Here is a 24383-nt window from a genome sequence, read left to right as displayed (position 1 = left end):
AAGAGAAAAACTCTTCAAACATGAAATAAACTTAGGGAATCAGCTACTTGCTGGTTCCTTAAGTTTTTCTATATCGAGGTGGTTGTGAACCAATTGGGTTATCCGCATCCTTCGGCTCGGACGTCGTCACCGACGCATACGCACCGCACGACGGCAGAGCTGAAACTACGTAAGGGTGCCGGGCGACACTACCTTGTTCAGAGCAATCTGAGCACCGGAACTGAAATTGCACTCGTCGAAGTGCGAGGATCCTGGGCTCACGTATACGTTCACCGCATCTATGGTTGGCTACCAAATATTTACCTAGAGCCGATTCCGTCAGCCTTTGACGAAAAAATTGAAGGTCAGAGCGAAGATGAGCATAGCCCTCGAGTGCTGTCGCGTTATTCGTTGATCGAAGCCACCCATGTCACCACGGCTACACTGAACCTTCGCAAAGGTAGCGGCACCGGCTATCCAGTGCTCAAGGTTATTGAGCAGGCGAGTAAGGTCCGCATGGTTCTGCAACAAGGGTTGTGGTCACAAGTACAATTCGGACAGCTGTTGGGCTGGGTGCCGAGCATGTATTTGCAGACTCTGCCCTCACGTCCTGCTAAGGGTGGGTTGATTGCTGTACCCAATCAGCGTGCATTAACCACCATCCGACTCAACGCACGTCGTGGTCCTGGGGATCACCACGCATTAGCGCGCATTTTGCAGTCCGATACCGCGGTGATTATCGTGGCGCGTCAAGGCGCGTGGCGACAGATTGAACGTGATGGTGAAGAGATGTGGATTCCAGCCACGCAGCTACGAACCGTTTACTAGCCAGCGCAGAATTCTAGCTGACAATCTGCAAGTCAGCGGGGGAAACCAAACCTGATTCGGTGGCAATAACCGCCAGCTGCACACGATTGGTGACATTGAGCTGTTCCAAGATGCGCGCCAGATGAAGCTTCATAGAACCTTCCGAGATGTGAGAAATTCGCGAGATCTGTACATTGGTCAGTCCAGCAGCGACCAGGCGCACCAAGCTGCGATCGCGTTCGCTCAAGTTGCGCACAATGGCCTGCTTGCTTGAACGCCGCACAATTCGTGACGTCGCTTCCCAGCCGTCAACTGGTCGGGCGAATAGCTGGTAGCCGGCTAAAAGATGCAACGTTGGAGGGCTCGCGAGTTTAAAGCACAAGAAGAGGGGCCGAATCAGTTCACGAAACTGGTTCGGCCCCCTGCTTATCTGTTGCTACTCGCCGATGTAGAACAGACGCTTGTTCACGAATTCTTCCATGCCCAACGGGCCAAGCTCACGGCCGAAGCCGGAGCGCTTCACGCCACCGAACGGCATTTCGGCGCCCTCGGCCGCTGGCGAGTTAACGTTCGCCATACCCGACTGCAGGCCCATAGCAACCTTGGCGGCACGAGCTTCATCGGTGGAGTGCACCGAACCGCCCAGACCGTAGATGGTGTCATTGGCAAGTTCCAGTGCCTGCTCGTCGCTGGTGACCTTGTACACCACGGCGACTGGGCCGAACAGCTCTTCGTAGTAAGCGCGCATGTCCTTGGTGACACCGCTGAGCACGGCAGGGGAGTAGTAGGCCGCAGGACCATCTTGCAGTACACCACCGGTATGAAGTGTGGCGCCCTTGGACACCGCATCCTGTACCTGTGCGTGCAGATCTTCGGCAGCCTTACGCGAGGACATCGGTGCGAACGTGCCGTCGACTTCTGCCATTGGATCACCGGGTGTCAGCCCGTCGGCATGCTTGGTTAGCTCGGTAACAAAGTCATCAAAAATATCTTCCATGATGATCATGCGCTTATTAGAATTGCACGCCTGACCGGTGTTGTCGATACGGAAGCCCCACGCGGTCTCGGCGATGCCAGCCACGTCATTTGAATCAAGAACAACAAATGGATCCGAACCGCCAAGTTCAAGTACTGCCTTCTTCAGATTACGTCCGGTCTGTTCGCCAATGATCGCGCCAGCGCGTTCGGAACCGGTCAGGGAAACACCCTGGATCCGTGAATCAGCAATGATGGTGGAGATTTGATCATGGGTGGCGAAAACGTTGTTGTACACGCCCGCAGGAACCCCTGCCTCATCCATGATTTCTTGGATTGCTAGAGCCGAGCGTGGGCAGGACTCTGCATGCTTGAGCACAATGGTGTTGCCCAGCATGAGGTTTGGCGCGGCAAAGCGAGCAACCTGGTACAGCGGGAAATTCCACGGCATGATGCCAAGCAGCGGGCCTACCGGGCGGCGCTGGACGACTGCCTTGCCACCGGAGAAGGACTTGATTTCCTGATCTGCCGCCAGGGTGGGCCCTTCGGTGGCGAAGTATTCAAAGATGTCTTTGCAATATTCTGCTTCGCCCACGGCCTCGGAAAGTGGCTTGCCCATTTCCAGAGTCATGATTTTGCCTAGTTCATCGGCCTTGTCGGCGAAGAGCTGAGCGACCTTGCTGACGATTTTGGCACGCTCGTTGATGTCGACGTTTTGCCACGACTCGTAGCCAGATTGTGCGGAGGCGAGTGCCTGCTCGACCTGTGCGTCGGTGGCTGTCGGGAATTCTTCAACGATCTTGCCGGTTGCCGGGTTTAGTACCTTGTAGGTCGGGGCGCTCATGATGCTCCTGTCTAGTCTGTGCTGAGGTCTGTGTGGGCTTGCGGATTTCACGATACCCATCCCGTCCATAAAATGAATGTGAATCACTTCACGGCGCGTCTGATTCGAGCATATCCTCAGTTCAGCAAATCGGCCACACTCAGATCCGTTGAATCGTCTGGGATTTAAGACGGATTCCTCGTGAATGTCTCTCATTGGCGCTCGAATGCAAAACACCCGTGCGGCGCTTGAAAATACGTCGCACGGGTGTTTGAGAACTAGGAAGAAACTAGCTGATTGCGGAGGTCTTCCACCAATCAATTCCGGCATCGCCTTGAGCGATCGAAGCAATTTCGTTGAGCTCGGCCTCGGTGAATTCAACGTTCTTTAGTGCGCCGAGGTTTTCGTCCAGCTGCTTGGTTGAGGAAGCGCCGATGAGCACCGAGGTGGCCGCACCCTCGCGCAGCAACCAAGCCAAGGACATCTGTGCCAAAGACTGGCCGCGACGAAGTGCAATGTCGTTGAGCTTTTGGATCTTGTCCAAGTTCTCTTCGGTCAGCTGTGCGTCCAAGGAGCGTCGTCCACCCTGGCGCTGCACATCGGTGCCGTTGAGGTACTTGTCGGTTAGCAGACCTTGAGCCAAAGGAGTAAAGGCGATAGCTCCCATGTCTTCCTTCTGCAAGGTGGCCAATAGACCGTGCTCTACCCATGGGTTCAAGATGTTGTAGGAAGGCTGGTGGATGACCAGTGGGGTTCCTAGCTCGTCTGCGATGGCCTTGGCCTGCGCGGTGCGTTCGGCCGAGTAGGAGGAAATACCGACATAGATGGCCTTGCCCTGACGGACCAAGGTATCTAACGCACCAATGGTTTCTTCTAGGGGAGTCTTCGGGTCATAACGATGCGAATAGAAGATATCCACGTAGTCCAAGTTCATTGCCTGCAAGGATGCTTCTGCGGAGGCCAGCAAGTATTTGCGTGACCCGAAACTACCGAATGGTCCGGCCCACATGTCGTAGCCGGCCTTCGAAGAGATGACCAACTCATTACGGTAAGGCATGAAGTCCTTGCGCATCATTCGACCGAAGTTCTCTTCAGCCGAACCAGCTGGCGGACCATAGTTATTAGCTAGGTCGAAGTGGTTGATGCCGTGGTCAAAAGCGTGACGCAAGACTTCACGTTGGGTATCAAATGCGCGGTTGTCACCGAAATTCCACCACAGGCCCAGCGAGAGAGGAGGCAAAACTAAGCCCGAATCTCCGACTCGACGGTAGCCGAAATTCTCGTAACGGTTTTCTGCTGCGACGTACGGACGGTTACTGTCGGGACGCGGGCTGACAAGTTCGTACTCCATGTGGTGCCTCTCCATAGAATGAGTCTTTGTTGCTTAAAACAACTCTATGGCAGAACTCACGCAAGAGCATTGATCTGTTGAATAAAACTAGAGCATCGTCTTCGCGGAACCAGACTCGCGATAATTCATGTCAGCAGAGAATCTCTAGGCTCGCGATAGAGTGAAGTTTGGACAGCATGCAAATAACTGTGAGGACCGAAGTGATTTCCAAAGCGACAAAATCCCTTGCCGCGCTCTTGATCTGCGGACTGTTAGCCGGTTGCTCTTCGGGCCCAACGACGCAAGAGCCACAGGCCTCAAATTCCGCGACGCCGGCACCACCGACCCCAGAGCCGCTGCCGGACTTTGTCCAAGACTTTAATAACAAACCCGCAGGCAAGGCAACTACCTTAAATGTCGGATCCTCAAACCTCGGTACTAGCCTGAGCGATGACAACATCGGAGTGTCCTTTGAGGCTACCGAGCTTAGCGACCCTCGTTGGGACCCAGAAGTCGGTAACCTCGACGAGATGCTCGCAGGGTTGGGGCATCCTGGTTTACGTTTTGGCGGAAACGTCTTGGACCGCGAAACCTTCTGGACTTCAACGGGAGAAAAAGCGCCAAAGGGTAAAACCTTGGTCACTCCCCAAGATCTCGAACGCGTGATGAAAACGGTCAAGAAGCTCGACTCTAAGGTCACCATCGGTATTCCGCTGGGCCATTATGATCCGAAGCGCGGGGCCGATATGGCCAAATATGCTGTGAAGACTTTCGGGGATCACCTGATTGGAATCTCTATCGGCAATGAACCCAATGGGTATACCAATGATGCGCGTCCTGGGCTGCAGGTGCGCAAACCTTCGCAATGGAATGAAAAGAAGTACGTCACTCAGGTGCGGGCGTACGTCAAAGCCATCGACGAGGCCACCGGTAAGAAGGTTCCAATTGTTGGTCCCGGCGTCTTTGACGGCTCGTGGATGAGCGCGTTTTTGAATGCGAAACTACCTAACACTACGGCGTTAACCCAGCACTATTATGCTATCTATGAATGCTCCTCGGATAAGGTGCCCGGGCGCGGACCCGAATGGCAGAACTTACTAGAACCTGTGGTGAGTAAGAGTGCCACGAAAATGCTAGGAATTGGATTAGCCAAGGCCAATAAAAAGAAGGTTCCGCTGTGGGTCGAAGAAACCGGGTCAACGAGCTGCCCGGGGACGAATAATACCTCTCGAACTCACGCCACCGCGTTGTGGACCATTGACCATATTTTTGCATCAGCGCGTCTTGGGGTGGAGCGGATGAACATGCATTCCATGCTTGGTGCCTGCCGAGGTGGAGCGCCGATGTCGGTGGTCTGTTCCGCGGACGGAACCGGTAGCAAGGGTGAAGGCCAAGTGCTCGCCCAGCCCAATTACCTAGCTATGCGCTTAGCCAGCTTGAGTATTGGTAGCCAGTTCATGTCTACGAAAATTTCGGGGGACAAAAACATTACGGCCTATGCTGTTAAGGCTGAAAACGGCAATGTTCAGGTGACCGTGATCAATAAAAACGATGCAGCCAAAAAGTCGAAAAACCCGCTGACGGTTAACTTGCCTAAAGGATATCGAGCCACCGGGGCAGCACAGATTTATGCACCTGGAAACGGAGCTGTCGAGAAGACCCAGTTGCGAGCGGAGGCCCCGTTTGCCGCCAAAGGCAGTGGCGTGACGAAGAATGCGACCGGCAAACTCCAGTTGGATGTGGTCGCGAGCAGCGCCACGACGATTGAGTTCACGAAAAAGAAGTAACGAAGAAGCTTAAAGAAAGAATCGATCTGCGGGGGTCAAGGAGGTAAAGCCCGCGCAGATCGATTCTTATAAATCACTCGCACCTTGAGAAGGTAATCACCACTCTAGGATGGCATTCTTATCAATAGCTGAGCGTGAGGTAAACGAATCCTCAGTTTTTTTGGATTAGTAATTCGAGGGTGGATCAGAGGCTGGGAATGATTCGTCTTCCCATTCCTCCACTAACTCTTCTTCATGATCGTGCTTCACGTGTGCCTTGGCCTGTTCCTGAGTCTCGACTCCAAGTTCGTCCTCGTGACCGTTGCGCATGATGCTCCTTCCCTCGCATGTCTCTGTGTCGCGGCATTAAGCCATCGACCTCATACTTTTAGTGTCATCCTTTTTATGACCAAAGTCGATAGAAAGCGGGTAATGCACACCGGGCTGGTGCCCGGCGAATTGCTCGCTGAGACACAAGGGGATTTAATCGGAGGTATGCCGATGATTAATAACCCCGCAGATGGTGCCGAAATCTTCTTTGATGACGGCCAAGCTGTCGGTGAGCCAATTCTTTTCCTCCACGGGTCGGCGCTCTCACGTTCTATCTGGCGCGGGCTGGGATATACCAAAGCCTTAGGCACCAACCATCGCACCATTCGCATGGACCTTCGCGGGCATGGCAAATCGATGAAGTCTCATCAAAGCTCCGATTACACAATGGACAAAATTGCCAGTGATATTTATGCCGTACTAGATAATCTTGGCCTTCCGGCAGCACACATTATTGGTTACTCTTTCGGCGCGCGGAGTGGATTGCATGTTGCCATGGACCGTCCTGATCGGGTCCTGAGCCTCACGATGCTCGGGGGAACCTATGAGATTACAGACGGGGAGATTGGCAAACTGTTCTTCCCTGGTTACTTAGAAGTATTGCGTCAAGGAGATATCGAAGGTTTTGTCACCGGACAAGAAACCCGCGGCAGGCTAGACCCAGCCACCCGATTAGCTTTCCTTAACAACGACCCCTTGGCCTTGGCGGCCTACTACGACGCAGCCGAAACCGTGCAGAACCTAGAGCTGAGCCAGCTTTCGAAGATCACCACCCCCACGCTGTTATTGATTGGTACCCGTGATCAGCCCCGCTTTGATCAAAATAAGTTGATGGCCCGCGCTTTGCCACACGCTCGACTGGTTGCGCTTCCGGGCCGAACTCACGGTAGTACCTTGTTCCCCATTGAACCGGTGGTTAGCGCGATTCAAGCTTTTTGGGCGGTATAGCACCTATGAATCTCCAAGCCTTTGACCTCGAACGCATCGCCTCGGGTTTGGCTTTCGGACCAAGTCGCCAAGAACTACAAGTTGCGTTGCAAACTCAACCGAGTCGGCCACTAGTCATTCAGGCGCCACCGGGTTCGGGTAAAACCACCATCGTGCCACCCACCGTGGCCGTGGCACTGGCTGCGCAAGGGCTCACCGGCAAGATTATCGTCACTCAGCCACGTCGTGTAGCGGCCCGTGCCGCAGCACGTCGGCTAGCGCAACTGGATGGTTCAAAGCTGGGGGACAAGGTAGGTTTTGCGGTCCGTGGTGAACGTCAAAGCTCGGCAAATACCCAGGTTGAATTTGTGACCGCCGGACTGATGCTGCGCAGGTTGTTGGCCGATCCAGATTTAGCCGGAATCAGCGCGGTGATCATTGATGAGGTCCACGAACGATCCATCGATACCGACCTTTTACTGGCCATGGTGAACCAGGTCAGCGAGCTGCGAGATGATCTGAGCCTGATCGTGATGAGTGCGACCCTGCATTCTAAAGAACTTTCAGAGCTCCTGGCACGTGATGAACCTGCGCGGTTGTTGACAGCTAACACCGCACAATTTGAGGTGACCGAACTCTTTGACAGTTTCACTAAGCAACGGATCACCGAACGTGGAATCAGCGCAGAGTATCTATCCCATGTCGCACAGGTGGCGGTGAAACATTCAAAACTACTGAACCAACGGTCCACAACCGTAATCGATACCCTGGTCTTTGTTCCAGGCGCCCGCGAAGTTGACCGTGTCTGCTCCCAGATTGCAGCATCTGGAATGACCGCCTTCGCCTTGCATTCTCAAGTACCCACAAAGATTCAAGACCAGATACTCGCCGAACCGGATGTTACCGAAGGACCACGAATTATCGTGTCCACCTCGATTGCTGAGTCCTCATTGACCGTGCCTCGGGTACGTCTAGTAGTTGACGCTGGTTATGCGCGCGAACCGCGCCGAGACGCCGGGCGCGGTATCGCTGGACTGGTCACGGTGGTGGCAAGCCGAGCGTCAGCCACTCAGCGAGCCGGCCGTGCAGGACGACTAGGGCCTGGAACGGTGGTGCGCACCTTGGATGCCAAAGCCTTTGCGGCGGCGCCAGCCAGTTCTGCCCCAGAAATACGTACCGGAGATCTGGTTCAGGCCGCGCTTTCGCTGGCTGCTTGGGGCGCACCGCGAGGAGCGGGGCTCCGGCTCTGGGAAGAGCCTCCGGCTAAGACGCTGCACACCGACGAAGAGGTGTTGCGCGCACTGGAAGCGGTAGATAGTGAAGGAAAAATCACCGCATTGGGCGAGCGCATGGTGAAAATTCCGGCAGATCCGAGGACGGCACGTGCACTGCTAGAAGGCGCCGAACATTTCGGTTCACGTCCCACCGCGGAAGCGGTAGCCCTGCTAGCCAGCTCGGAACGAATCGCCAACGCTGATCTGGATGAATTGCTTCAGGCAATTCGGCGCCCCACACATCCTGGTCACCGAGCCTGGGAACAAGAGACCAAAAGACTTGAAAAACTTACCGGGAATGCGCGGAGTCAAGATGCGTCCATGGCTCTGGCCGGTGTCTGCGCCTTGGCCTATCCGCAGTGGGTGGCGCACAAGGTCCAAGATCATGACTACCTGCTGGCATCAGGGACGCGCGCTTCCTTGCCGCGCGGTAGCCACCTGGCGCATTATGAGTTTTTAGCGATTACCGAGGTGACTCGTGCTTCAACAAGTACCGGTGCAATGATTCGCCGAGCGGTGGGTATTGAACTAGAGCAGGTGCTTAGTTTGCTCAGCCAGCTTCATCAAGTCAGCGAAAGCGCAACGATGGTGGATGGGAAGATTTCGGCCCGCAAGGTTGAGTCATTGGGCGCCATCGAGCTCGCCTCGCACCCGATTAAGGCCACGAAGGAACTCGGGCGCAAGGCTGCCGCAACGGCGCTTCGCGAGCAATCGTTAGCGCTTTTTGGTGAACAACAAGCCTTTGAAAATCTACGCCGCCGAATGGGTGTGGCGTACCGGCTTTTGGGGGCACCATTTGTCCCGGTGGATGAGGCGAGTTTAATAGACGGCGCGTCAAACTGGCTGTCGGCAGGCTTGGAGCATTTGGCCTCCGGGAAACCTGCATCAAAGATAGATCTGGTAGGAGCGTTGCGAACGCTCTTGCCGTGGGAGCATGCTCATGAATTTGATTCCTTAGTTCCCGAACGACTACAAGTGCCCTCGGGGTCACGGATTCGAATCGAGTACCCGCCGGTGGATTCAACCGGTCCGGCAGTGGTGGCGGTGAAATTGCAGGAGTGCTTTGGACTGAAAGATTCTCCACGGTTAGTGAGGGAGAAACTGCCGGTACAGTTCCACTTGCTTTCACCCAAGGGCAGCCCACTGGCGGTCACCGAGGACTTAGTAAGTTTCTTCAACGGTCCTTACGCACAGGTGCGTTCGGAAATGCGCGGAAAGTACCCGAGACATCCCTGGCCAGAAGACCCGTGGGAGCATCAAGCCACCGCATACACGAATAATAGGCTACGCCGGGAAAGTAAAGGCTAGGAAAGTAAAACCGTGGCTTAGGCACCAATAATATGGTGCCTAAGCCACGGCATTATTTGTATCAAATTGTTGGGTTAGGCGAAGGCTGAGATGCCGGTAATGTTGCGGCCCATCAGTAGCGCCTGAACGGTTTCGGTACCTTCATAGGTGTGGATGGCTTCAATATCGGCAAAGTGCCGGGCTACTCGATTACTGGTCAGGATCCCGTTTCCGCCGAGGAGATCACGGGCATTCGAAGCGATCTGGCGTGCGGTGCGCGTTGCAGTGTATTTAGCCAGGGAAGCCTGCGGGCCGGTGAGTTCTCCACGTGCCTCACGCTTGGTGGACTGCACCGCAAGTAGCTGAATGGTGGCCAGTTCGGACTGCATCCGTGCCAGACGTTCCTGCACTATCTGGCTTGCTGCCAGTGGGCGGCCAAACTGTGTGCGAGCCTTGGCGTAGAGCACCGCTGATTCGTAGCATGCGGTGGCGTGGCCTACCGCAGACCAGGCGACACCCAAGCGGGTGGCAAAAAGTACTCGTGCGGTGTCTTTGAAGCTATGGGAGTCCGGGAGCACATCTTCATCTGGAACAAAGACGTTCTCCATGCGGATATGAGCCTGCCAGATGGCACGCAAGGAAAGCTTATTTTTGATGGTGGTTGCGGTGTAGCCAGCGGATTCCTGATCAACCAAGAAACCACGCACTTTACCGTCGTCATCACGTGCCCAAGTGACGGTGATACCGCCAATGGAACCGTTGCCAATCCACTTCTTTTCGCCGTTGATGACATAGCCACCGTCGACCTTATGGGCGCGGGTTTCTAGACCTACTGAGTCCGAACCGTGAGTCGGCTCGGTCAGTGCGAAGGAGCCGGCGAGTTCGCCTGCAAGCATCGGAACACCGTATTTGGTCTTCTGTTGCGCACTACCGCAGAACATGACCGAGCGAAGAGCCAAGCCTCCCTGAACGCCAACGATGGTAGCTACCGAGCCGTCACCGCGTGCCAACTCCATGTTGACTAATCCAGCGGCCATCGGACTCATGGGTTCATGGCCGGCAAAGTCCAACCCGTCACGGAGTAGTCCGGCGTCACCGAGTTTTTTAATCAGGTGAAGTGGGTAGTCTGCCTTGTCCCAGTATTCGTGGATGTCATCTTTGACTTCATCCAGGATGAAGGTGCGGGCCTTGTGACGCCACGCGGCATCTACCGGGTCGACTTCGGCAAGCACTCCGGTGGGGTCAATATCTACCCCGTCGGCCCATAGATCGTATTCGGGTTCCACAACGCCGGTGGGAAACTCAAATTCGGTGTGCTGCTGGGTCATTTCGGGTGCTCCTAGGCAGAGAAGGAAAACTATTCTATACCCAGCCTAATGGAACTCAATGTCATGTCAAGAAACTAAGTGTCAGTCTCGGTGTTCGCGCAGTGCCTTTGATACGGCATCAAGTACCGCTTGTTCGTCATCTCCTGCGTCAAGAACGGAAACCACCACACGCGGCGCTTTGGAGGACTTTGCCTTGGGGGCGTGGTTGGGATCCAGTAAATCTGCGAAACGGTCCAAAAATAACGACACGTCTGCAGCCAAATGCTCCCGATCCGTGGCGGAGGGGTCGCGCAACCATAGGCGCAGATGGTCATTGTGGATGGCGACCAACCCTGCGCTGATTCCCAGACTCAATGCACGGTGCGGAGCGGTATTGGTTAGTTCTCTGGCGGAGAGGAAATCATAAAAAGCACGTTCATAACGGTGAGTGGAAACCAGCTCACGTTCGCGCAGCGAAGGCACCGAGGAAAGTAGACGGTGACGTAACTGGGCCGCCTCGGGGTTCATCGTGTACTGGTCAAAGACCACGTGCGCCGCGTCGATAAGCGTTTGTGTGGCACTGACAGAAGAAGCAGCAAGTGTCGTTTTCACATGAGTGATGATCATTTCCTGATCGGCAAACACCATGTTTTCTTTGGAACCAAAACGGCGGAAGAAGGTGGACCGTGACATCCCGGCGGTGGCAGCCAACTCATCGACGCTGGTGGTGTCGAACCCCTGGGTAATCAAAAGGTCCAGAGCGGCTGAAGGTACGGCGGAGGAAGAGATCATGATTCTTGAATTTAGCATGTTTCGGCTAATTGACTCCGGCTCACGGGACTAAATGATTGTGATCATTCCCCGGGATGACTACGCTGAGGTTCAAGGCAACTCATAATTGCGAGTGCCGCAGTAAATCTACTTAGAAGAGAAGTGAGGGCCCATGGGAATCTCTATCGCAAACGCCGCACTACGTTTGGTCAGTGGCGCATTCATTCTCAACAGCGGAATCAACAAGCTTCGCATTGACGAAGCTAGCGCCGCCGGACTGCAGCAGCTGGCCTCCAATGGCGTGCCGCAGTTGGGGCAGCTGGAACCGGCAGCCTTCGGCAAGGCGGTTTCGGTCTCCGAAATTGCACTGGGTAGCGCTCTGCTCCTACCTATCATTCCTTCGCGACTTGCAGGTCTTGGCCTCGGAGCATTCTCAGGCGTACTGCTTGCTTCCTACTTGCGCACCCCGGGAATGACCGAATCTGATGGTATTCGCCCGACAAGTGACGGCACCGCTTTAGCCAAGGATGCTTGGCTTGCAGGTATCGCAGTAGCACTGATCTTTGGTCGTCGCTCGGCGAAGCTGGGGAAGAAAAAGAAATAACTTACCCTCTACGGTGAGCAAATTTCCAACTGACGTAAGTTTTAGTTGGTACTGCAAGCCTTCAGTAGTCATTTTCAGGTTTCGAACCAAAAGGAGAACCCATGGGTTTCTTGGATAATGCAAAGAAGAAGCTGGGCGAAGCAGTCGAGAACGTCAAGGAATTTGCCGGCGACGCTTCGGAGAACGTTAAAGAGTTCGCTGCTGACGCGTCCGAAAACGTGAAGGAATTCGCGGCCGACGCTTCGGAGAACGTGAAAGAATTTGCCGCCGATGCGCAGGAAAAGATCGGTGAAACCGTAGAGAAGGTCAAGGGCGAGGACAAGCCAGACCAATCTGCATAGTCGACTTTGTCTGAGCAAAAACGGGGTGGGTTCCATGTGGAACCCACCCCGTTTTTGCGCTTTTGAGGCTAGGAAACTTTCTTCTTTTCCGGGACGTTGAGGAATGCCACCACAAGTATCGCGGCAATGGCTACAAAACCAGGTAGCAACAATGCCTGCCCCAGACCCACAGCTGTCGCTTCAGGGATAGCTGTGGGACCCTGAGTTTGAACCTTGAGAATCTCGGTGGAAACACGTGCTTCCATCATGACCGCAATGAGCGCAGAGCCAAGGACCGAACCGATCTGCCTGGTGGTGTTGTAAATGCCGGAACCGGCTCCGGCATCACGTGGGGTGAGGTTTTTGGTTGCAGCGAGCGAAAGCGAAGGCCAGATCATTGCTGAACCAATACCTTGCACTGCGGAGGGGATCAGCAAGGTCCACAGCGCAATGTCCGAGTGCATCATCAATGCGTAAGCTACGGTCGCGGTGCCGATCAGGAAGAACCCTGGCACGGCGAGGGTCCGAGGATTAAACCTGTTGACCGTCTTTCCTAGCACTGGGGCAATGAAAATTGCCACGATGGCCATCGGGGAGATCATCAATGCCGATTGGGTAGGAGTCAGGCCTCGCACATTCTGCAGGAAGAACACCATGGGTAGAGCCATGGTAGAAATGGTCAGGCCCATGCAGGTGATGGCGACGTTTGCCAGCGAAAAGTTGCGAACCTTAAACAGCCGCAATGGAACCAGTGGTTCCTTGGAAGTCTTGGATTGCCACCAAATGAACACAGCGAAGAGCGCCACACCGAGAACGATCATGTGCCAAGAGCTCAGTGGGCCGATGAATGGTTCCCAATTTGTTGAGTCGCCTTCTTGGATGCCGAAGACCAAAGCAAACATTGCCAGGGCGGAAAGTGCTACGCCAACCCAGTCGAAGGAATGAGCTTGTGGCGCTAGGCGGGGAACAAATTTCAACAACATGATGAAGCTCAATACGGCGATTGGCAGGTTGATGAAGAAGATCCATTCCCAGCCGACCGAGTCGACTAACAGCCCGCCGGCAAGGGGGCCCAACAGAGTAGCAATACCCGCGACGGCTCCCCAGAGTCCCATCGCGGCTCCGCGGTGTTGATAAGGAAAGAGTCGGGTGATCAGCGTCATTGCTTGTGGCGAGATCATTGCCGCGCCTAGGCCTTGGACAGCACGGGCAATGGTGAGCGAAGCCAGTGAGTCTGACAGCCCGCACCACAGCGAAGCCAAAGCAAAGATCAGCAACCCGATGAGGTAAATATTACGTGGACCAAAACGGTCTCCGAGACGCCCGGTGATGAGCAGTGGCACCGCGAAGGTGAGCAGATAAGCACTGTTGATCCAAAGGATCCCAGAAATATCGGCATCCAGCGACTTCATGATGGCGGGCATCGCCGTCGACACAATGGTGGTGTCGAGCAGGATCATGAAGAAACCAATGACCAGTGCCCAGAGGGCACGCCAAGCGGTTTTTCGGTCAAAGTCTGGTGGGGAGTTTACGATTTCAGGCACTGACCCAGAGTAATGCTTGCACGGTGAAACTAAAATGCATTATCTGGCTTAGCGAGGGATTCAGTCGAAAGTCACAGTTCCTTCAATGCGCGTGGTGACATCCCCACTGACCCAGAGCCCGCTTTCACTCGCTTCAATATGCAAGATTGCCTCGCGACCCACGCGGGTGCCCTGGCGGACTGTGTAACGCTGCGGTGCCAATCCTGCCTTAGTCATCCACACGCCAAAGCCGGCGTTGAGTGAACCCGTTGCAGGATCCTCCTGGATGGCCTCACCAGAGACAAAAGCACGCACCTCAAAGTCTGCAGGTGGTTGAAGAACCACGGAGCCAAAGCGCTCCTCGGAACGAGTCTGGTCCGAATAATCTAGCGGACGCAGTTCCTCGCGCGTCCCTGAAATTCGGGGCAATAAGGTAGCTTGAGGCTGCCAGACGCCTTGGGCCACACTAGAGGCAGTGTAGGGTCCAATGACTCCGAGCTCCAGCCCGTCAAGGGCCGCATAATCAGGCTCAATTCCTAGCACGAGGTCGGCATCGCGCAGCAGTAGTCCGGCGTGGTGGGGGCCATTGACCAACCACTGATGGGCAATGACATCTTCTGAGTTAATCCCCAGCCCGGCAATTGCCCACTGCAAAACATCTTGCTCTAGGGGCCCACTGCGGGTTAACGGGGGAGCAAGGAAAGCGAGACGGCGCTCATGCTTTTCGCTGGCGTCGCGTTCGATCCGTACCTGAATTAACCCGGCATCACACTGCTGGAGCAGGTGGCCGTTGGTTCCAGCCTGACCTCCAGATTCAAGCCACGCATGCGCAGCACCTAGCGTGGGGTGCCCGGCAAAGGGCAACTCGGTAGTCGGAGTAAAAATACGAATTGCGTAGTCGGCTTCGGGCTCGGTGGGAGTCACGAAGAAGACGGTCTCCGATAAATTCAGCCACTGGGCGAAGCGTTGCATTTGCGTGGAATCGAGATGATCTGCCTCAAAGACAACGCCGAGCCCATTGCCGTTGAAGGCTGTGGGGGCAAAAACGTCAACCTGCTGATAGGCAAATGTGCGATACATATAAGCATCGTGGCACATTCTTCAGCAGGTTGACACGGTGTTACGCGGTGCGCCCGGTCATGACGGCAAGCTCATGGCTTAGGCACAGCTGGTTACCATTTGTGAGCAACATCGATCACCAAACGCGATCCTTGCTCAGGGCCAGAGAGGACAAAGGCACGCATTGGCAGTCGTGCCCGCGTGGAGATGCCGATCTTGGTCTGGCCTTCAAAACTTCCCAGCCAGAGCTGCTGGCGGAAGGTTGTGTAATTCAGTGTTTTGATGGTGGATCCGGGACGATAACTGGTGCTGGTTCCGGACTTCAACAGGATTTCTAATTTGGCGCCACCCGTGGTGGGTACCGCTTTCCCTGATCCGATTCCGGTCAGTGCACTGACATATTTCACCGAATACCCATCGGGGTTACCGCTGAGGTCTATCACCATCCGGTCAAAACAGGTATGGCGTCCGGTACGAATATTAGCCATCGTTGAGGAACTTGAGACGTTGGAGGTCTTGGATAAAGAACCCCAATAAACGGTCTGGCATCCGGCCGCTGCGGTAGCCACCGGGGCGGCCGAGGCTGCAGGGGCTACCGAGAGCATGCTTGCTGCGGCGAGAGCTGCGAGAAGTCCAAGTTTGGTGCGGCGCATATGAACCACCGGCTTTCTATCTGAGTGCGCCCTAGGGTCCGGCACGGGCCCATAAGACTACTAAAACCCCGTTTTGGCCCCGGAGCAAGACGCGGGAGCTAACTGGAATTGATCTGGTGCGTATCCGTGACGCGGGAGCCGGTCTCCGGGTATATCCAAGGTGTCGCTCAGCGTTCAACTAGTCTCGTGTGACATGCTTTAACGATGTTGCCAAGCCCGTCTGCACCTATCGATACCACCATCGACGAAGTCGTTGAAGCCTCCAGCTTCCTACCTGAATCGTTGCAATTTCTGGTTGTTGTCGCTGTTGGATTAATTTTTTCTGCCATTCTTGCCTTCCTGATCAGTGGCCTGACACACCGTATTTTTCAGCGCACCGGACTCGGTGAGATCAAGGTAAAAAGCGCGAGAATCCCGATTTTCGGTACTTTCGCTTCAATTGTTCTCAAAAGTTCGCTGTTTGCCTTCCACCGCGACAGTAGCTCTTACAAGCTCTGGCAGTTTGTGCTGCTCATCTGTTTGGTGTTCTTCCTGACCTGGCTCGTTATTGTACTGGTCAAGGTTGTTGAAGAGGTTCTGCTGGCGCGCATCAGAAGCCGTTTTGGTCCGGGTCGCAGATTAGCGAAGGTTCAGACGCAGGTTGGTTTACTGCGCAGAGTACTTATTGCAGTGCTCTGCATTATCGCCGTAGCTGCCGTGTTGTTGACAATTGAACAGGTCAGAGCATTAGGCGCAGGTCTTTTGGCCTCTGCTGGTCTTGCTTCGGTGGTTGTTGGTTTGGCCGTTCAGTCCTCGTTGGCCAACGTGTTTGCCGGCTTACAGATTGCCTTTACCGACTCGGTGCGCGTGGATGACATCGTGGTGGTCGAAGCCGAACGTGGCACCGTTGAAGAAATAACTTTGACTTATGTGGTCGTGTTGCTCCTCGACGGACGGCGGATGATCCTGCCTTCCACCTACTTCACCACCACGCCATTTGAGAACTGGTCGCGGCGCAGCACCGAGATTAGCGGCAACATCACCTTGCAATTAAAACTCAATGCGCCGATTGAATATCTGCGTACGCGTACTACCGAATTGCTTGAATCTTCGGACTGGTGGGATGGACGCGATAATAGCCTGCTCGTGACAGACACCTTAGGCGGACTGCAAACGGTAACCATTTATTTATCAGCCAGGGATCCTGGAGACCTGTGGAACCTGCGCAATATGTTGCGCGAAAAACTGCTGGGCGAACTTGTCCAGACTTATCCAGAATGCTTGCCAGACCCACGCACCATCCAGAACCCACCGCTATAGCCGGGGTAAACCTCCTGCGCCTTGGATATTTAGAGGCGCAGGGCCGCCGGACCGTAATCCAGATACTGCTGTTCGCGGGAGGTTGACTCCCGCAAGGCGGCAATGAGTTGCTCGGCTTTGTCGATGAGGTCTTGGATCATCGAGTCGTCTCGCTCGATCCAAAGGAACTCGGGGACCGCCTGAACTGGCACGAAGTTATAGTGCTGTTCCCAGACGAACAAGGTGCGTTGAGCGCCGATGACATGCTGCTGCCAGAGGACCTGGCGAAGGTAATTTTTAGGGATCCGTTTGAACGGCTTATTGGTAGTCTTAATTTCCGCTAATACCGGTGCGCCATCTTGATCAAAGCCCAAACCGTCTGGGGTTGCCAAATGCAGCCGAGAATTTTGTGAGTGGAAAAGTTGTGAGGAAGGGAAAATATTGAAGTTTTCCTGCACCCAAGCGGCGATGACCGGCTCGCGACGTCGGCCGTGCTCGGTGTAAGTGTTACCGGAGAACCCTGAACCGTAGAGCTTGTCCCAGGCGGCATTCCGAATGGATTTTTCGGTAGACAGCTTAGCTACGTCTGTCGCGGTGATACCTTGTGACCGTGCCCGTAACCATTCAATACGGTTAGTGGAATCTGCCAACACTCGTTGGAAGCATTCATGGTCAACATTAGGCACACTAGTCACCTGATCCATTCTTCCCCATGAAGTGGCTTATCCGGTGCAACATCGCGCTGAAACGTAGGTGAGCCTAGTCGCTGACATGGGCTATGGCAGATAATAATTGCTGCAAAGTTGGGGTGTCGGCTGCCCGGAACTTTTCTTCGCCGTGCACCAGCAGACGAATCACCGGTGTTGAAGTTACCGCTAATTCTTTGCCGCGGGCTACCTGTTCCACCACATCGATCTCCTCGACGTTGAGGAAGGGCAGCAGTTCTTGGGCACGGTGAACTACCTGTCGTGCGCGCACGCATGGCGCACAAAATGGTTGGGTATAAAGTTCGAGCAGCATCATCAACGAGCCTACCTCCAGATGCTTAGCCAGGCAGAGCATTGGCTCCTACCGGGGGATGAGTTCGCCCACGTACAACTCCATCGGCGCTCCGATGTGCCTGAGCGGCAGGGTTGGGAACATTAGGTTATGCTTCAGAATTCGTATGTATCCAATCCAGTTATTTCAGCCCGCCGGTTGCTCAGAAGTTACGGCAGTACCCATGCGCTCAACGGCATTGACGTTGATATCGCGGCCGGGACAGCGGTTGCGATTATGGGTCCCTCCGGCTCGGGCAAGTCCACCTTGCTGCACGCGTTGGCTGGCATCGAGTTGCCCGATTCGGGCACGGTCACCCTCAACTTGCCGGGCCAAGCGCCGGTTGAAGTTGATGGGCTTGGTGACAGCGCAAGAACCAAGTTGCGCCGCGAAGCCTTTGGTTTCGTTTTTCAGTCCGGACTGTTGATTCCGGAACTGACGGCCGAAGAAAACGTGGCGATGGCTCTGATGGTCAACGGCGTACCACGCACCGCAGCAATCGCGCGTGCTGTGGAAGCGTTGCAGCAGTTGGGTCTGGCAGGGATGGAACAACGGCGCATCGGTCAGCTTTCCGGTGGGCAACAACAGCGTGTAGCTATCGCACGAGCGCAGGTCACTGGTGCGAGCGTAGTCTTTGCCGATGAACCTACGGGCGCCTTGGATTCGGTGACCGGCAGCGAGGTTCTGGATATCTTAATGCAGTGCACCGTGGGGATGGGTAAGAGCCTGATGATGGTCACCCATGACCGTCAGGTAGCCCAACGCTGTCACCGGATCTTAACGCTTCAAGACGGCAAGATCACCGCGGATGACTCAGTTGTTCAGGGGCCTCGTTCATGAATACCTTGCATATGGCGTGGATGCTCGCACGGCCGAGTAGTTCCGGGCGAATCGTGCAATTGTTGACGGTTGGTGCCTACACCATGGTCAGCGCCATGGTGCTGATAGTGCTTGGTGGAGCTTGGTCATTTACCAAGCTGGAAGGCGACGCGCAAGGGTTTTATATTCCTTTAGCCGCGTTTGCGCTGGTGCTGTTGGTTGTCCCGTTGTTGGTCTTAGGATCCTCGGCTGCCAAACTTTCGGCTCGCGCTCAAGACCGGGCCTTATCTTCATTGCGTCTCTTGGGTGCCACAGGACTTCAGGTTCGTGCAGTTGCGGTGATTCAGGCTGCCGCTACGGCGCTAGTGGGCGCGATCTGCGGGGTGGTGCTGTATTTGGCGTTGGCCCCGGCGGTAGCGCTGGTGAAGTTCCAAGGTGAAGCTATTGGCACGGCGATCTTCCTTCCTCCGCTGGCAACTGCCGCGGCGGTACTTGCGGTGTTATTGCTCTCGGTGGTTAGTGCACTGGCTGGTTTACGTAAGTTGGTCATTACTCCATTGGCGGTGGCTACCCGGCGTTCGGTGCCGATGCCCAGCTGGATGCGCGCGGTAATAGCGATCGGTAGCATCGTGGTGATCTACACGTTGTTCTCTAAGGTTGGTCTGTTGCCGGTGGGCCTGGGCGTACTGATCACCATCGTCATTTCCGGTTTCGGGGTGGGTCTGTTGGCACTAAACCTGATTGGGCCGTGGCTTGTAGCCAAGGTGGGCACGGCGAAACTGAAGAAGGCCGAGAGCCCTGAACAGCTGTTGGCTGCTCGCATGATTTTGGAGTCGCCCGGTGGCGCCTGGCGTCAGGTATCGGGCGTGGCTATGGCTGCCTTCGTGGCCGTCATCGGTGGTTCTGGGGCGGCGATGTTTGCATTTTCGGAGAATGATGTGGCCGGCTCGTGGGAGATGTACTTGAGCGCCGATGTGTTAACCGGTGTGCTGGTGACGCTGAGTATCTCCTTAATATGTGTGGCCATCTCCGCGGCGATTAGCCAATGTGCCGGCACCTTGGATCGTCAAGACCTATATTTGGGGCTTCACCGTTTAGGGGTTGATTTAGGCGTAGTCAACAAGGCGCGAGTTAAAAGCGTGATGATTCCGGCATTAACCGTGGCCATAGGTTTTACCGTGGCTTCTGCGGCGCTGGTGTTGCCCTTCGCGTCGTTGGCGTTGTTGCTGAAGCCACTGACCGTCGCCACGGTGCTGGTCGTCTTACTTGCGGGGCTGCTGGTGATCCGGTTGTCACTAAACATCGCTGACCCACGCAGGTTGTTGGCAGATCATTCCGGTCGATAAGACCAGGTGACGTCCGAGGTTAGGGGTAGCTCAGCTGGCCTGAGGCTAAGTAACGTGGATTACATGTCCTTGATGTTGCGTATTGAAGTGAGATCGGCGTAAAGTTGCATGCGGTTCACATAGGTTTACCTAACCTAAGTGCCGGTTATTTTATGACAACTCGCAACGTCTGGATTATGACCCATGAAAATTACGCGTCGTGCTGGCCTACTGGCTGCAACCTCCGCAATCTTGGCACTTGGCCTTAGCGCCTGTGGCTCGACATCGACCACAGAACCAAAGAGTTCGGATTCCGCTGGATCGAGCTTCACCCCGGTGAGTATCGAAAATATTTACGGCGAAACCGAAATTACCGAGAAGCCTGAGAAGGTAGCGACGATTTCATGGGCTAACGCCGATGCGGTACTAGCACTGGGAACCGTGCCGGTCGGCATGGACATCGATGCTTATGGTCAGAACGCCAACAACTCGACGGACTGGAAGGACGCCAAGCTAGAAGAGCTTGGTGCTCCTATTGGCTCGGAGAACGCGCCGGTACAGTACAAGATCGGTGACGACCTTGACTACACCGGAATCGCCGCGAGCAAGCCCGACGTCATCTTCGCCCCGTATTCGGGCTTGACGAAGGAACAGTACGAGAAGCTACAGGAAATTGCACCAGTAGTTGGCCCGATTAAGCCGAACTACACCACCAGCTGGGAAGAGACCACCGAAGCCGCCGGCCAGATGCTTGGCAAGGCAGAGGAAGCCGACGCGCTGGTTAAGAAAATCGAAGGCGAGCTGGCACAGGTTGGCGAAGACAACAAGGCCTTGAAGGACACCACCTTCATCGCTGCGGACCTCTCCGCCCCGGACGCCGCCTATGTGTACTCCGAAGGGGACACCCGTCCGCGCTTCCTGTCGGCCCTGGGCATGACTCAGGCAGACTACGTCCAGAAGAACGCCGAGAAGGACACCTTCTTCTTCACCGTATCCCCTGAAAAGGTCAACGAGTGGGATTCGGATATCGTCTTCGCCTCTGCCCTTGCTGGCAACAGCGTCGAGGACATCGTCAAGGCTCAGCCGCTATACGGTCAGATCCCTGCGGTGAAGAATAAGGCATTGGCCCTACCGGGAGATGACCAGGCCACGTTGGCCATCTCCGCAGCTTCGCCACTGTCCATCGAATGGGCGCTGGAGCACGTAGTTCCAAAGATCGTCACGGCTGCCGAAAACGCAGCGGCCGCCAAGTAACAACTAAGGATTTAAGCCTAGATAGTGCAATTGCGCTTCCAAGGATCGGCTAGCTGCGCCCGCCAAGCGCGCATCGAGGCCGGGGTAGACAAGTTCCAGCAAATGCGCTGGTTGCACGTCGGCCCCGGCCTTGCCGAGTTTATCCAGGGCCGCACGCACCTGGTCCAACCGCGATTCGCGATGCGTCAGATAAGTCTGAAGCAACGGATGGGACACCTCATGTTGCTCACCGTGAGCCGGATGCAATGCCATATCCGGCATCGCCAGCAGCCGCTGCAACGACGCCAAGTAATCGGCCAAGGTCCCATCTGGATGTTCCAAAATAGTTGTGCCGCGCCCCAGTACGGTATCTCCGGTGAACAAGTGGGAAGTTTCGCCCCGACGGATAAAGCACACCGAGTCCGAAGTGTGTCCTGGAGTGAAAACCACCTGAACCTCAATTCCTGCGGCCTCGATGACTTCCAAGTCTTCAAAGATCTCCGCCTCTCGGCAGTGCTCTTCGAGCCGAGCTCGCACCGGTGCCCCGGTCAGCGTGTGCAAGGTATCAATTCCGCCGGTATGATCCGCATGCCGGTGGGTGATCAGCACCAGCTGGATGTCGAAGGCCGCCAAGGCGTGCAGGTGGGCTTGAAGATCAGGGCCCGGGTCAATGAGAACTGCTGGGGTTCGCGCAGTCAGCTCGGTGCAGGCTGGGTCAAAGAGCAAATAAGAATTGGTCCCGTCCAACGTCATTTCCGAAGGATTCTCGGCGCGCAGCAGGCCGACGCCAGGGGCGATAATAGTGGGCAAGGGAAGATGAGCCATAGCAACGAGTGTAGGAAGCAATGACCGCGACTAAAAGTATTACGCCCCATGTAGGGCAAGAGAAGTCGCCGAGGGTAGGTAGAAAACTCACCGCCTTCCTCATACTTTTCCTCTTGCTAGCTCTGGCGGTCTTCGCCTCGTTGCTTCTTGGAGCCCGGAGCGTCTCGCTGGATACCGTCACCGACGCGATCTGGAATTTTGATCCGACCAATGGGGATCAGGGTGTGGTTGCTTCGCGCTTTGCCCGGACCGTCGGTGCCATCGTGGTCGGTGCAGCGTTGGGCATGGCCGGCGCCGGATTACAGGGGCTGACCCGCAACCCACTGGCAGATACCGGAATCCTGGGGCTGAACGCCGGGTCCTCGATGAGTGTGGTGTTGGCTATCGGCTTCCTCGGTGTAAGCTCGCTAGCCGGAATTATGGCCGCCGCTTTTATCGGTGCAGCGGTAGTGATGATCTTGGTTTATCTCGTAGCCAATGTGGGACGCGAGGGGGCCACCCCGATCAAACTTGCCTTGGGCGGTGCCGCCTTGGCCGTGGGTGTCGGAGCGGTCACCAATGCGATCCTAATGATCTCGGATTCCACCCTGGACCGATTCCGCATGTGGCAGATCGGCTCGCTGTCCACCACCGGAATTGACACCTTCCTGAGCGCCATCCCCGTCGTGGTCCTTGGGGCCTTGATTGTGTTGTCCACCGCGAAGGTTTCCAACGCCGTTTCCATGGGTGATGACACGGCGACCGCGCTGGGCTTCAACCTGGGCCGCGCCCGGGTGATCGGTTCGATAGGCGTGGTGGTGCTGGCCGGTACCGCCACCGCGGTCGCTGGCCCGATTGCCTTTGTGGGCCTGATGATTCCCCACGCGGTGCGGCTATTGGTCGGCTCTGACTACCGTTGGCTGATGCCTGCCTGTTTAATTGCCGGACCGATCTTGTTGCTGGTAGCCGATACCGTGGGACGTATCATCGCGCCACCAAGTGAAATTCAGGTGGGCGTCATGTGCGCCATGCTCGGTGGTCCGATCTTTATCATCATGATGCGTAGCGGCATGAAGTCGGTGAGCCTGTGAGCTCGAAAGAGATCACCTCAACTACCAGCGGGCTCGAGGCAAATAAACCAACGAGAGCCGCTGCCCGGTCACATCGCGTGCATCGCAGTGTACTGTGGATGGCGCTAGCCATCGTGGTCACCGCACTGGCCTATCTGTTCTGGGGCCGTGACCGGCTCCCCGCAGTGGAAGTACTCCAGGTACTCGGCGGAGAAAAGGTTCCCGGAACAAGTTTCATCATCATGTCCGACCGTCTACCGCGACTAGCGGTCGGCGCCCTGGCAGGTGCTGGGCTAGGTATCTCTGGTGCCCTGTTCCAGCGCTGGCTGGGCAACCCGTTGGCCAGCCCCGATGTGATCGGTGTGGGCTATGGCGCCTCGGCGGCCGCGGTCTTTGCGATGATTGTCTTGGGCTATAACGACTGGAAGCTCAACGCCTTTGCACTGGCAGGCGGCCTGCTGGTTGCCGCGCTGATCTACTGGCTTTCGGCCTCGGGAAAACGCACCGGCTCCCGGCTGATCCTTGCCGGTCTGGCCATCGGGGCGATGCTGCAGGCACTCATCCAATACCTGCTGACCCAAGCGCAGCTAAATACCGCCAGTGATGTGATGCACTGGCTGACCGGCTCGCTTTCTTCGAGCAACTGGGATAGCGCACTGTTGCTCTTGGTTCCGTTGGGAACCATCGCCGTCTTTTTACTTCCCTTCGTATTGCGTCAGCTGAAGATGCTTGAATTGGGGGAGGACGCCGCTGCAGCTCTGGGTCTAAACGTGGGCTGGGCCCGGGTGCTATTGGTATTCGTCGCGGTGGCAATGGGTGCCTTACCCATTGCGGTGACCGGTCCGTTAGCCTTTGTGGCATTTTTGGCAGGACCTATCAGCGCTGCGCTCACTCGGGGTCCCATTAATATTCCGCTGGCGGCCCTGACCGGAGCAACGCTGGTGATCGTTGCCAACTTCTTTGCGGCGAACTTGTTCGCAGATCTTTCATTGCCGGTAGGAGTTATCACCGGCGCATTCGGCGCACCGTTCCTCATTTGGGTCCTGGTGCGTACAAATTCAACAGGAAGCGGGGGATAACC

Annotated in this window: 24 protein-coding genes; 12 read left to right on the top strand and 12 right to left on the bottom strand. The window is 55.6% G+C overall.

Annotated elements, in window-relative coordinates; translation table 11 throughout:
- Positions 1–84 precede the first annotated feature (84 nt).
- On the top strand, positions 85–807 hold the full coding sequence (locus ACX5K5_RS13070; RefSeq protein ID WP_188682944.1) for an SH3 domain-containing protein: 723 nt from the start codon (positions 85–87) through the stop codon (positions 805–807).
- A gap of 13 nt (positions 808–820) precedes the next feature.
- Here ACX5K5_RS13070 and ACX5K5_RS13065 read toward each other — a convergent pair whose 3' ends face one another.
- The 3 genes from ACX5K5_RS13065 to ACX5K5_RS13055 form a co-directional block, all read right to left on the bottom strand.
- Positions 821–1042 carry a response regulator transcription factor gene (locus ACX5K5_RS13065; protein ID WP_229676924.1) on the bottom strand — a complete coding sequence of 74 codons (222 nt, stop codon included), beginning with the start codon at positions 1040–1042 and terminating at the stop codon, positions 821–823.
- 180 nt (positions 1043–1222) lie between these two features.
- Complete coding sequence (locus tag ACX5K5_RS13060) at positions 1223–2605, bottom strand: NAD-dependent succinate-semialdehyde dehydrogenase (protein WP_459174497.1); 1383 nt, start codon at positions 2603–2605, stop codon at positions 1223–1225.
- A gap of 268 nt (positions 2606–2873) precedes the next feature.
- A complete protein-coding gene (locus ACX5K5_RS13055; RefSeq protein WP_459174496.1) occupies positions 2874–3935 on the bottom strand; it encodes an aldo/keto reductase in 1062 nt (353 codons plus the stop codon).
- A gap of 200 nt (positions 3936–4135) precedes the next feature.
- Here ACX5K5_RS13055 and ACX5K5_RS13050 point away from each other — a divergent pair, with 200 nt between their 5' ends.
- Entirely contained in the window at positions 4136–5701 is a 1566-nt protein-coding gene (locus ACX5K5_RS13050; protein WP_096255664.1) for a hypothetical protein, read from the top strand.
- A gap of 165 nt (positions 5702–5866) precedes the next feature.
- Here ACX5K5_RS13050 and ACX5K5_RS13045 read toward each other — a convergent pair whose 3' ends face one another.
- The gene (locus ACX5K5_RS13045) at positions 5867–6010 is read right to left on the bottom strand and encodes a hypothetical protein (RefSeq protein ID WP_188684109.1); all 144 of its coding nucleotides are present in this window, start codon (positions 6008–6010) and stop codon (positions 5867–5869) included.
- Between the two features lie 171 nt (positions 6011–6181).
- Here ACX5K5_RS13045 and ACX5K5_RS13040 point away from each other — a divergent pair, with 171 nt between their 5' ends.
- Both ACX5K5_RS13040 and hrpB read left to right on the top strand, forming a co-directional pair.
- Positions 6182–6958, top strand: coding sequence for an alpha/beta fold hydrolase (locus tag ACX5K5_RS13040; RefSeq protein WP_188684020.1), 777 nt, complete (start codon positions 6182–6184; stop codon positions 6956–6958).
- A 5-nt stretch (positions 6959–6963) separates the two neighbouring features.
- The gene (gene hrpB / locus ACX5K5_RS13035; protein ID WP_459174495.1) at positions 6964–9519 is read left to right on the top strand and encodes an ATP-dependent helicase HrpB; all 2556 of its coding nucleotides are present in this window, start codon (positions 6964–6966) and stop codon (positions 9517–9519) included.
- A gap of 74 nt (positions 9520–9593) precedes the next feature.
- Here hrpB and ACX5K5_RS13030 read toward each other — a convergent pair whose 3' ends face one another.
- Both ACX5K5_RS13030 and ACX5K5_RS13025 read right to left on the bottom strand, forming a co-directional pair.
- Positions 9594–10826 carry an acyl-CoA dehydrogenase family protein gene (locus ACX5K5_RS13030; protein ID WP_346059335.1) on the bottom strand — a complete coding sequence of 411 codons (1233 nt, stop codon included), beginning with the start codon at positions 10824–10826 and terminating at the stop codon, positions 9594–9596.
- Positions 10827–10907: 81 nt separating this feature from the next.
- Positions 10908–11597: a TetR/AcrR family transcriptional regulator gene (locus tag ACX5K5_RS13025; protein ID WP_188682930.1), complete on the bottom strand. Its 690-nt coding sequence runs from the start codon at positions 11595–11597 to the stop codon at positions 10908–10910.
- A 151-nt stretch (positions 11598–11748) separates the two neighbouring features.
- On the opposite strand from ACX5K5_RS13025, the gene ACX5K5_RS13020 reads away from it, so the two are divergent.
- On the top strand, positions 11749–12180 hold the full coding sequence (locus ACX5K5_RS13020) for a hypothetical protein (RefSeq protein WP_346059334.1): 432 nt from the start codon (positions 11749–11751) through the stop codon (positions 12178–12180).
- Positions 12181–12281: 101 nt separating this feature from the next.
- Positions 12282–12521 (top strand): hypothetical protein, encoded by a 240-nt coding sequence (locus ACX5K5_RS13015; RefSeq protein ID WP_096255656.1) that lies wholly within the window; start codon positions 12282–12284, stop codon positions 12519–12521.
- Between the two features lie 68 nt (positions 12522–12589).
- Here the strand turns inward: ACX5K5_RS13015 and ACX5K5_RS13010 are convergent, their stop codons facing one another.
- The 3 genes from ACX5K5_RS13010 to ACX5K5_RS13000 all read right to left on the bottom strand — a co-directional run bounded on the left by ACX5K5_RS13010 (position 12590) and on the right by ACX5K5_RS13000 (position 15735).
- A complete protein-coding gene (locus ACX5K5_RS13010) occupies positions 12590–14044 on the bottom strand; it encodes a DHA2 family efflux MFS transporter permease subunit (protein WP_188682926.1) in 1455 nt (484 codons plus the stop codon).
- Between the two features lie 60 nt (positions 14045–14104).
- Positions 14105–15103, bottom strand: coding sequence for a PhzF family protein (locus ACX5K5_RS13005; RefSeq protein WP_188682924.1), 999 nt, complete (start codon positions 15101–15103; stop codon positions 14105–14107).
- Between the two features lie 92 nt (positions 15104–15195).
- Positions 15196–15735, bottom strand: a complete 540-nt coding sequence (locus tag ACX5K5_RS13000) for an AMIN-like domain-containing (lipo)protein (protein WP_096255652.1) — start codon at positions 15733–15735, stop codon at positions 15196–15198.
- A 204-nt stretch (positions 15736–15939) separates the two neighbouring features.
- Between ACX5K5_RS13000 and ACX5K5_RS12995 the strand changes: the two genes are divergently transcribed.
- Positions 15940–17034: a mechanosensitive ion channel family protein gene (locus ACX5K5_RS12995; protein ID WP_442346698.1), complete on the top strand. Its 1095-nt coding sequence runs from the start codon at positions 15940–15942 to the stop codon at positions 17032–17034.
- A gap of 29 nt (positions 17035–17063) precedes the next feature.
- Here the strand turns inward: ACX5K5_RS12995 and ACX5K5_RS12990 are convergent, their stop codons facing one another.
- Positions 17064–17708, bottom strand: a complete 645-nt coding sequence (locus ACX5K5_RS12990; RefSeq protein WP_229676922.1) for a YqaJ viral recombinase family protein — start codon at positions 17706–17708, stop codon at positions 17064–17066.
- Between the two features lie 64 nt (positions 17709–17772).
- Positions 17773–17991, bottom strand: coding sequence for a hypothetical protein (locus ACX5K5_RS12985; RefSeq protein ID WP_141392912.1), 219 nt, complete (start codon positions 17989–17991; stop codon positions 17773–17775).
- 171 nt (positions 17992–18162) lie between these two features.
- Between ACX5K5_RS12985 and ACX5K5_RS12980 the strand changes: the two genes are divergently transcribed.
- From ACX5K5_RS12980 to ACX5K5_RS12970, 3 genes are all read left to right on the top strand, one after another.
- Positions 18163–18891, top strand: coding sequence for an ABC transporter ATP-binding protein (locus tag ACX5K5_RS12980; protein WP_459174494.1), 729 nt, complete (start codon positions 18163–18165; stop codon positions 18889–18891).
- The gene (locus ACX5K5_RS12975) at positions 18888–20216 is read left to right on the top strand and encodes an FtsX-like permease family protein (RefSeq protein ID WP_096255645.1); all 1329 of its coding nucleotides are present in this window, start codon (positions 18888–18890) and stop codon (positions 20214–20216) included. Before ACX5K5_RS12980 ends, ACX5K5_RS12975 begins: the two co-directional genes overlap by 4 nt.
- A gap of 183 nt (positions 20217–20399) precedes the next feature.
- Positions 20400–21449 (top strand): ABC transporter substrate-binding protein, encoded by a 1050-nt coding sequence (locus ACX5K5_RS12970; RefSeq protein WP_096255643.1) that lies wholly within the window; start codon positions 20400–20402, stop codon positions 21447–21449.
- Between the two features lie 3 nt (positions 21450–21452).
- Here ACX5K5_RS12970 and ACX5K5_RS12965 read toward each other — a convergent pair whose 3' ends face one another.
- Complete coding sequence (locus tag ACX5K5_RS12965; RefSeq protein WP_459174493.1) at positions 21453–22238, bottom strand: MBL fold metallo-hydrolase; 786 nt, start codon at positions 22236–22238, stop codon at positions 21453–21455.
- Positions 22239–22273: 35 nt separating this feature from the next.
- Between ACX5K5_RS12965 and ACX5K5_RS12960 the strand changes: the two genes are divergently transcribed.
- Positions 22274–23323 carry a FecCD family ABC transporter permease gene (locus ACX5K5_RS12960; RefSeq protein WP_188682912.1) on the top strand — a complete coding sequence of 350 codons (1050 nt, stop codon included), beginning with the start codon at positions 22274–22276 and terminating at the stop codon, positions 23321–23323.
- Positions 23320–24381, top strand: a complete 1062-nt coding sequence (locus tag ACX5K5_RS12955) for a FecCD family ABC transporter permease (RefSeq protein ID WP_229676920.1) — start codon at positions 23320–23322, stop codon at positions 24379–24381. The genes ACX5K5_RS12960 and ACX5K5_RS12955 overlap by 4 nt, the downstream gene beginning before the upstream one ends.
- Positions 24382–24383 lie beyond the last annotated feature (2 nt).

Source organism: Glutamicibacter bergerei, assembly GCF_054495185.1.
The sequence above is the reverse complement of the archived record's forward strand: the minus strand, read 5'-3'. Positions and strand labels throughout refer to the sequence as shown.

Bases quoted from the DNA above. Each gene is read 5' to 3' on its own strand.
- ACX5K5_RS13060 (WP_459174497.1), bottom strand. From the start codon at position 2,605: ATGAGCGCCCCGACCTACAAGGTACTAAACCCGGCAACCGGCAAGATC.
- ACX5K5_RS13055 (WP_459174496.1), bottom strand. From the start codon at position 3,935: ATGGAGTACGAACTTGTCAGCCCGCGTCCCGACAGTAACCGTCCGTAC.
- ACX5K5_RS13045 (WP_188684109.1), bottom strand. From the start codon at position 6,010: ATGCGCAACGGTCACGAGGACGAACTTGGAGTCGAGACTCAGGAACAG.
- ACX5K5_RS13040 (WP_188684020.1), top strand. From the start codon at position 6,182: ATGATTAATAACCCCGCAGATGGTGCCGAAATCTTCTTTGATGACGGC.
- hrpB (WP_459174495.1), top strand. From the start codon at position 6,964: ATGAATCTCCAAGCCTTTGACCTCGAACGCATCGCCTCGGGTTTGGCT.
- ACX5K5_RS13030 (WP_346059335.1), bottom strand. From the start codon at position 10,826: ATGACCCAGCAGCACACCGAATTTGAGTTTCCCACCGGCGTTGTGGAA.
- ACX5K5_RS13025 (WP_188682930.1), bottom strand. From the start codon at position 11,597: ATGATCTCTTCCTCCGCCGTACCTTCAGCCGCTCTGGACCTTTTGATT.
- ACX5K5_RS13020 (WP_346059334.1), top strand. From the start codon at position 11,749: ATGGGAATCTCTATCGCAAACGCCGCACTACGTTTGGTCAGTGGCGCA.
- ACX5K5_RS13015 (WP_096255656.1), top strand. From the start codon at position 12,282: ATGGGTTTCTTGGATAATGCAAAGAAGAAGCTGGGCGAAGCAGTCGAG.
- ACX5K5_RS13005 (WP_188682924.1), bottom strand. From the start codon at position 15,103: ATGTATCGCACATTTGCCTATCAGCAGGTTGACGTTTTTGCCCCCACA.
- ACX5K5_RS13000 (WP_096255652.1), bottom strand. From the start codon at position 15,735: ATGCGCCGCACCAAACTTGGACTTCTCGCAGCTCTCGCCGCAGCAAGC.
- ACX5K5_RS12995 (WP_442346698.1), top strand. From the start codon at position 15,940: ATGTTGCCAAGCCCGTCTGCACCTATCGATACCACCATCGACGAAGTC.
- ACX5K5_RS12980 (WP_459174494.1), top strand. From the start codon at position 18,163: ATGCTTCAGAATTCGTATGTATCCAATCCAGTTATTTCAGCCCGCCGG.
- ACX5K5_RS12975 (WP_096255645.1), top strand. From the start codon at position 18,888: ATGAATACCTTGCATATGGCGTGGATGCTCGCACGGCCGAGTAGTTCC.
- ACX5K5_RS12970 (WP_096255643.1), top strand. From the start codon at position 20,400: ATGAAAATTACGCGTCGTGCTGGCCTACTGGCTGCAACCTCCGCAATC.
- ACX5K5_RS12960 (WP_188682912.1), top strand. From the start codon at position 22,274: ATGACCGCGACTAAAAGTATTACGCCCCATGTAGGGCAAGAGAAGTCG.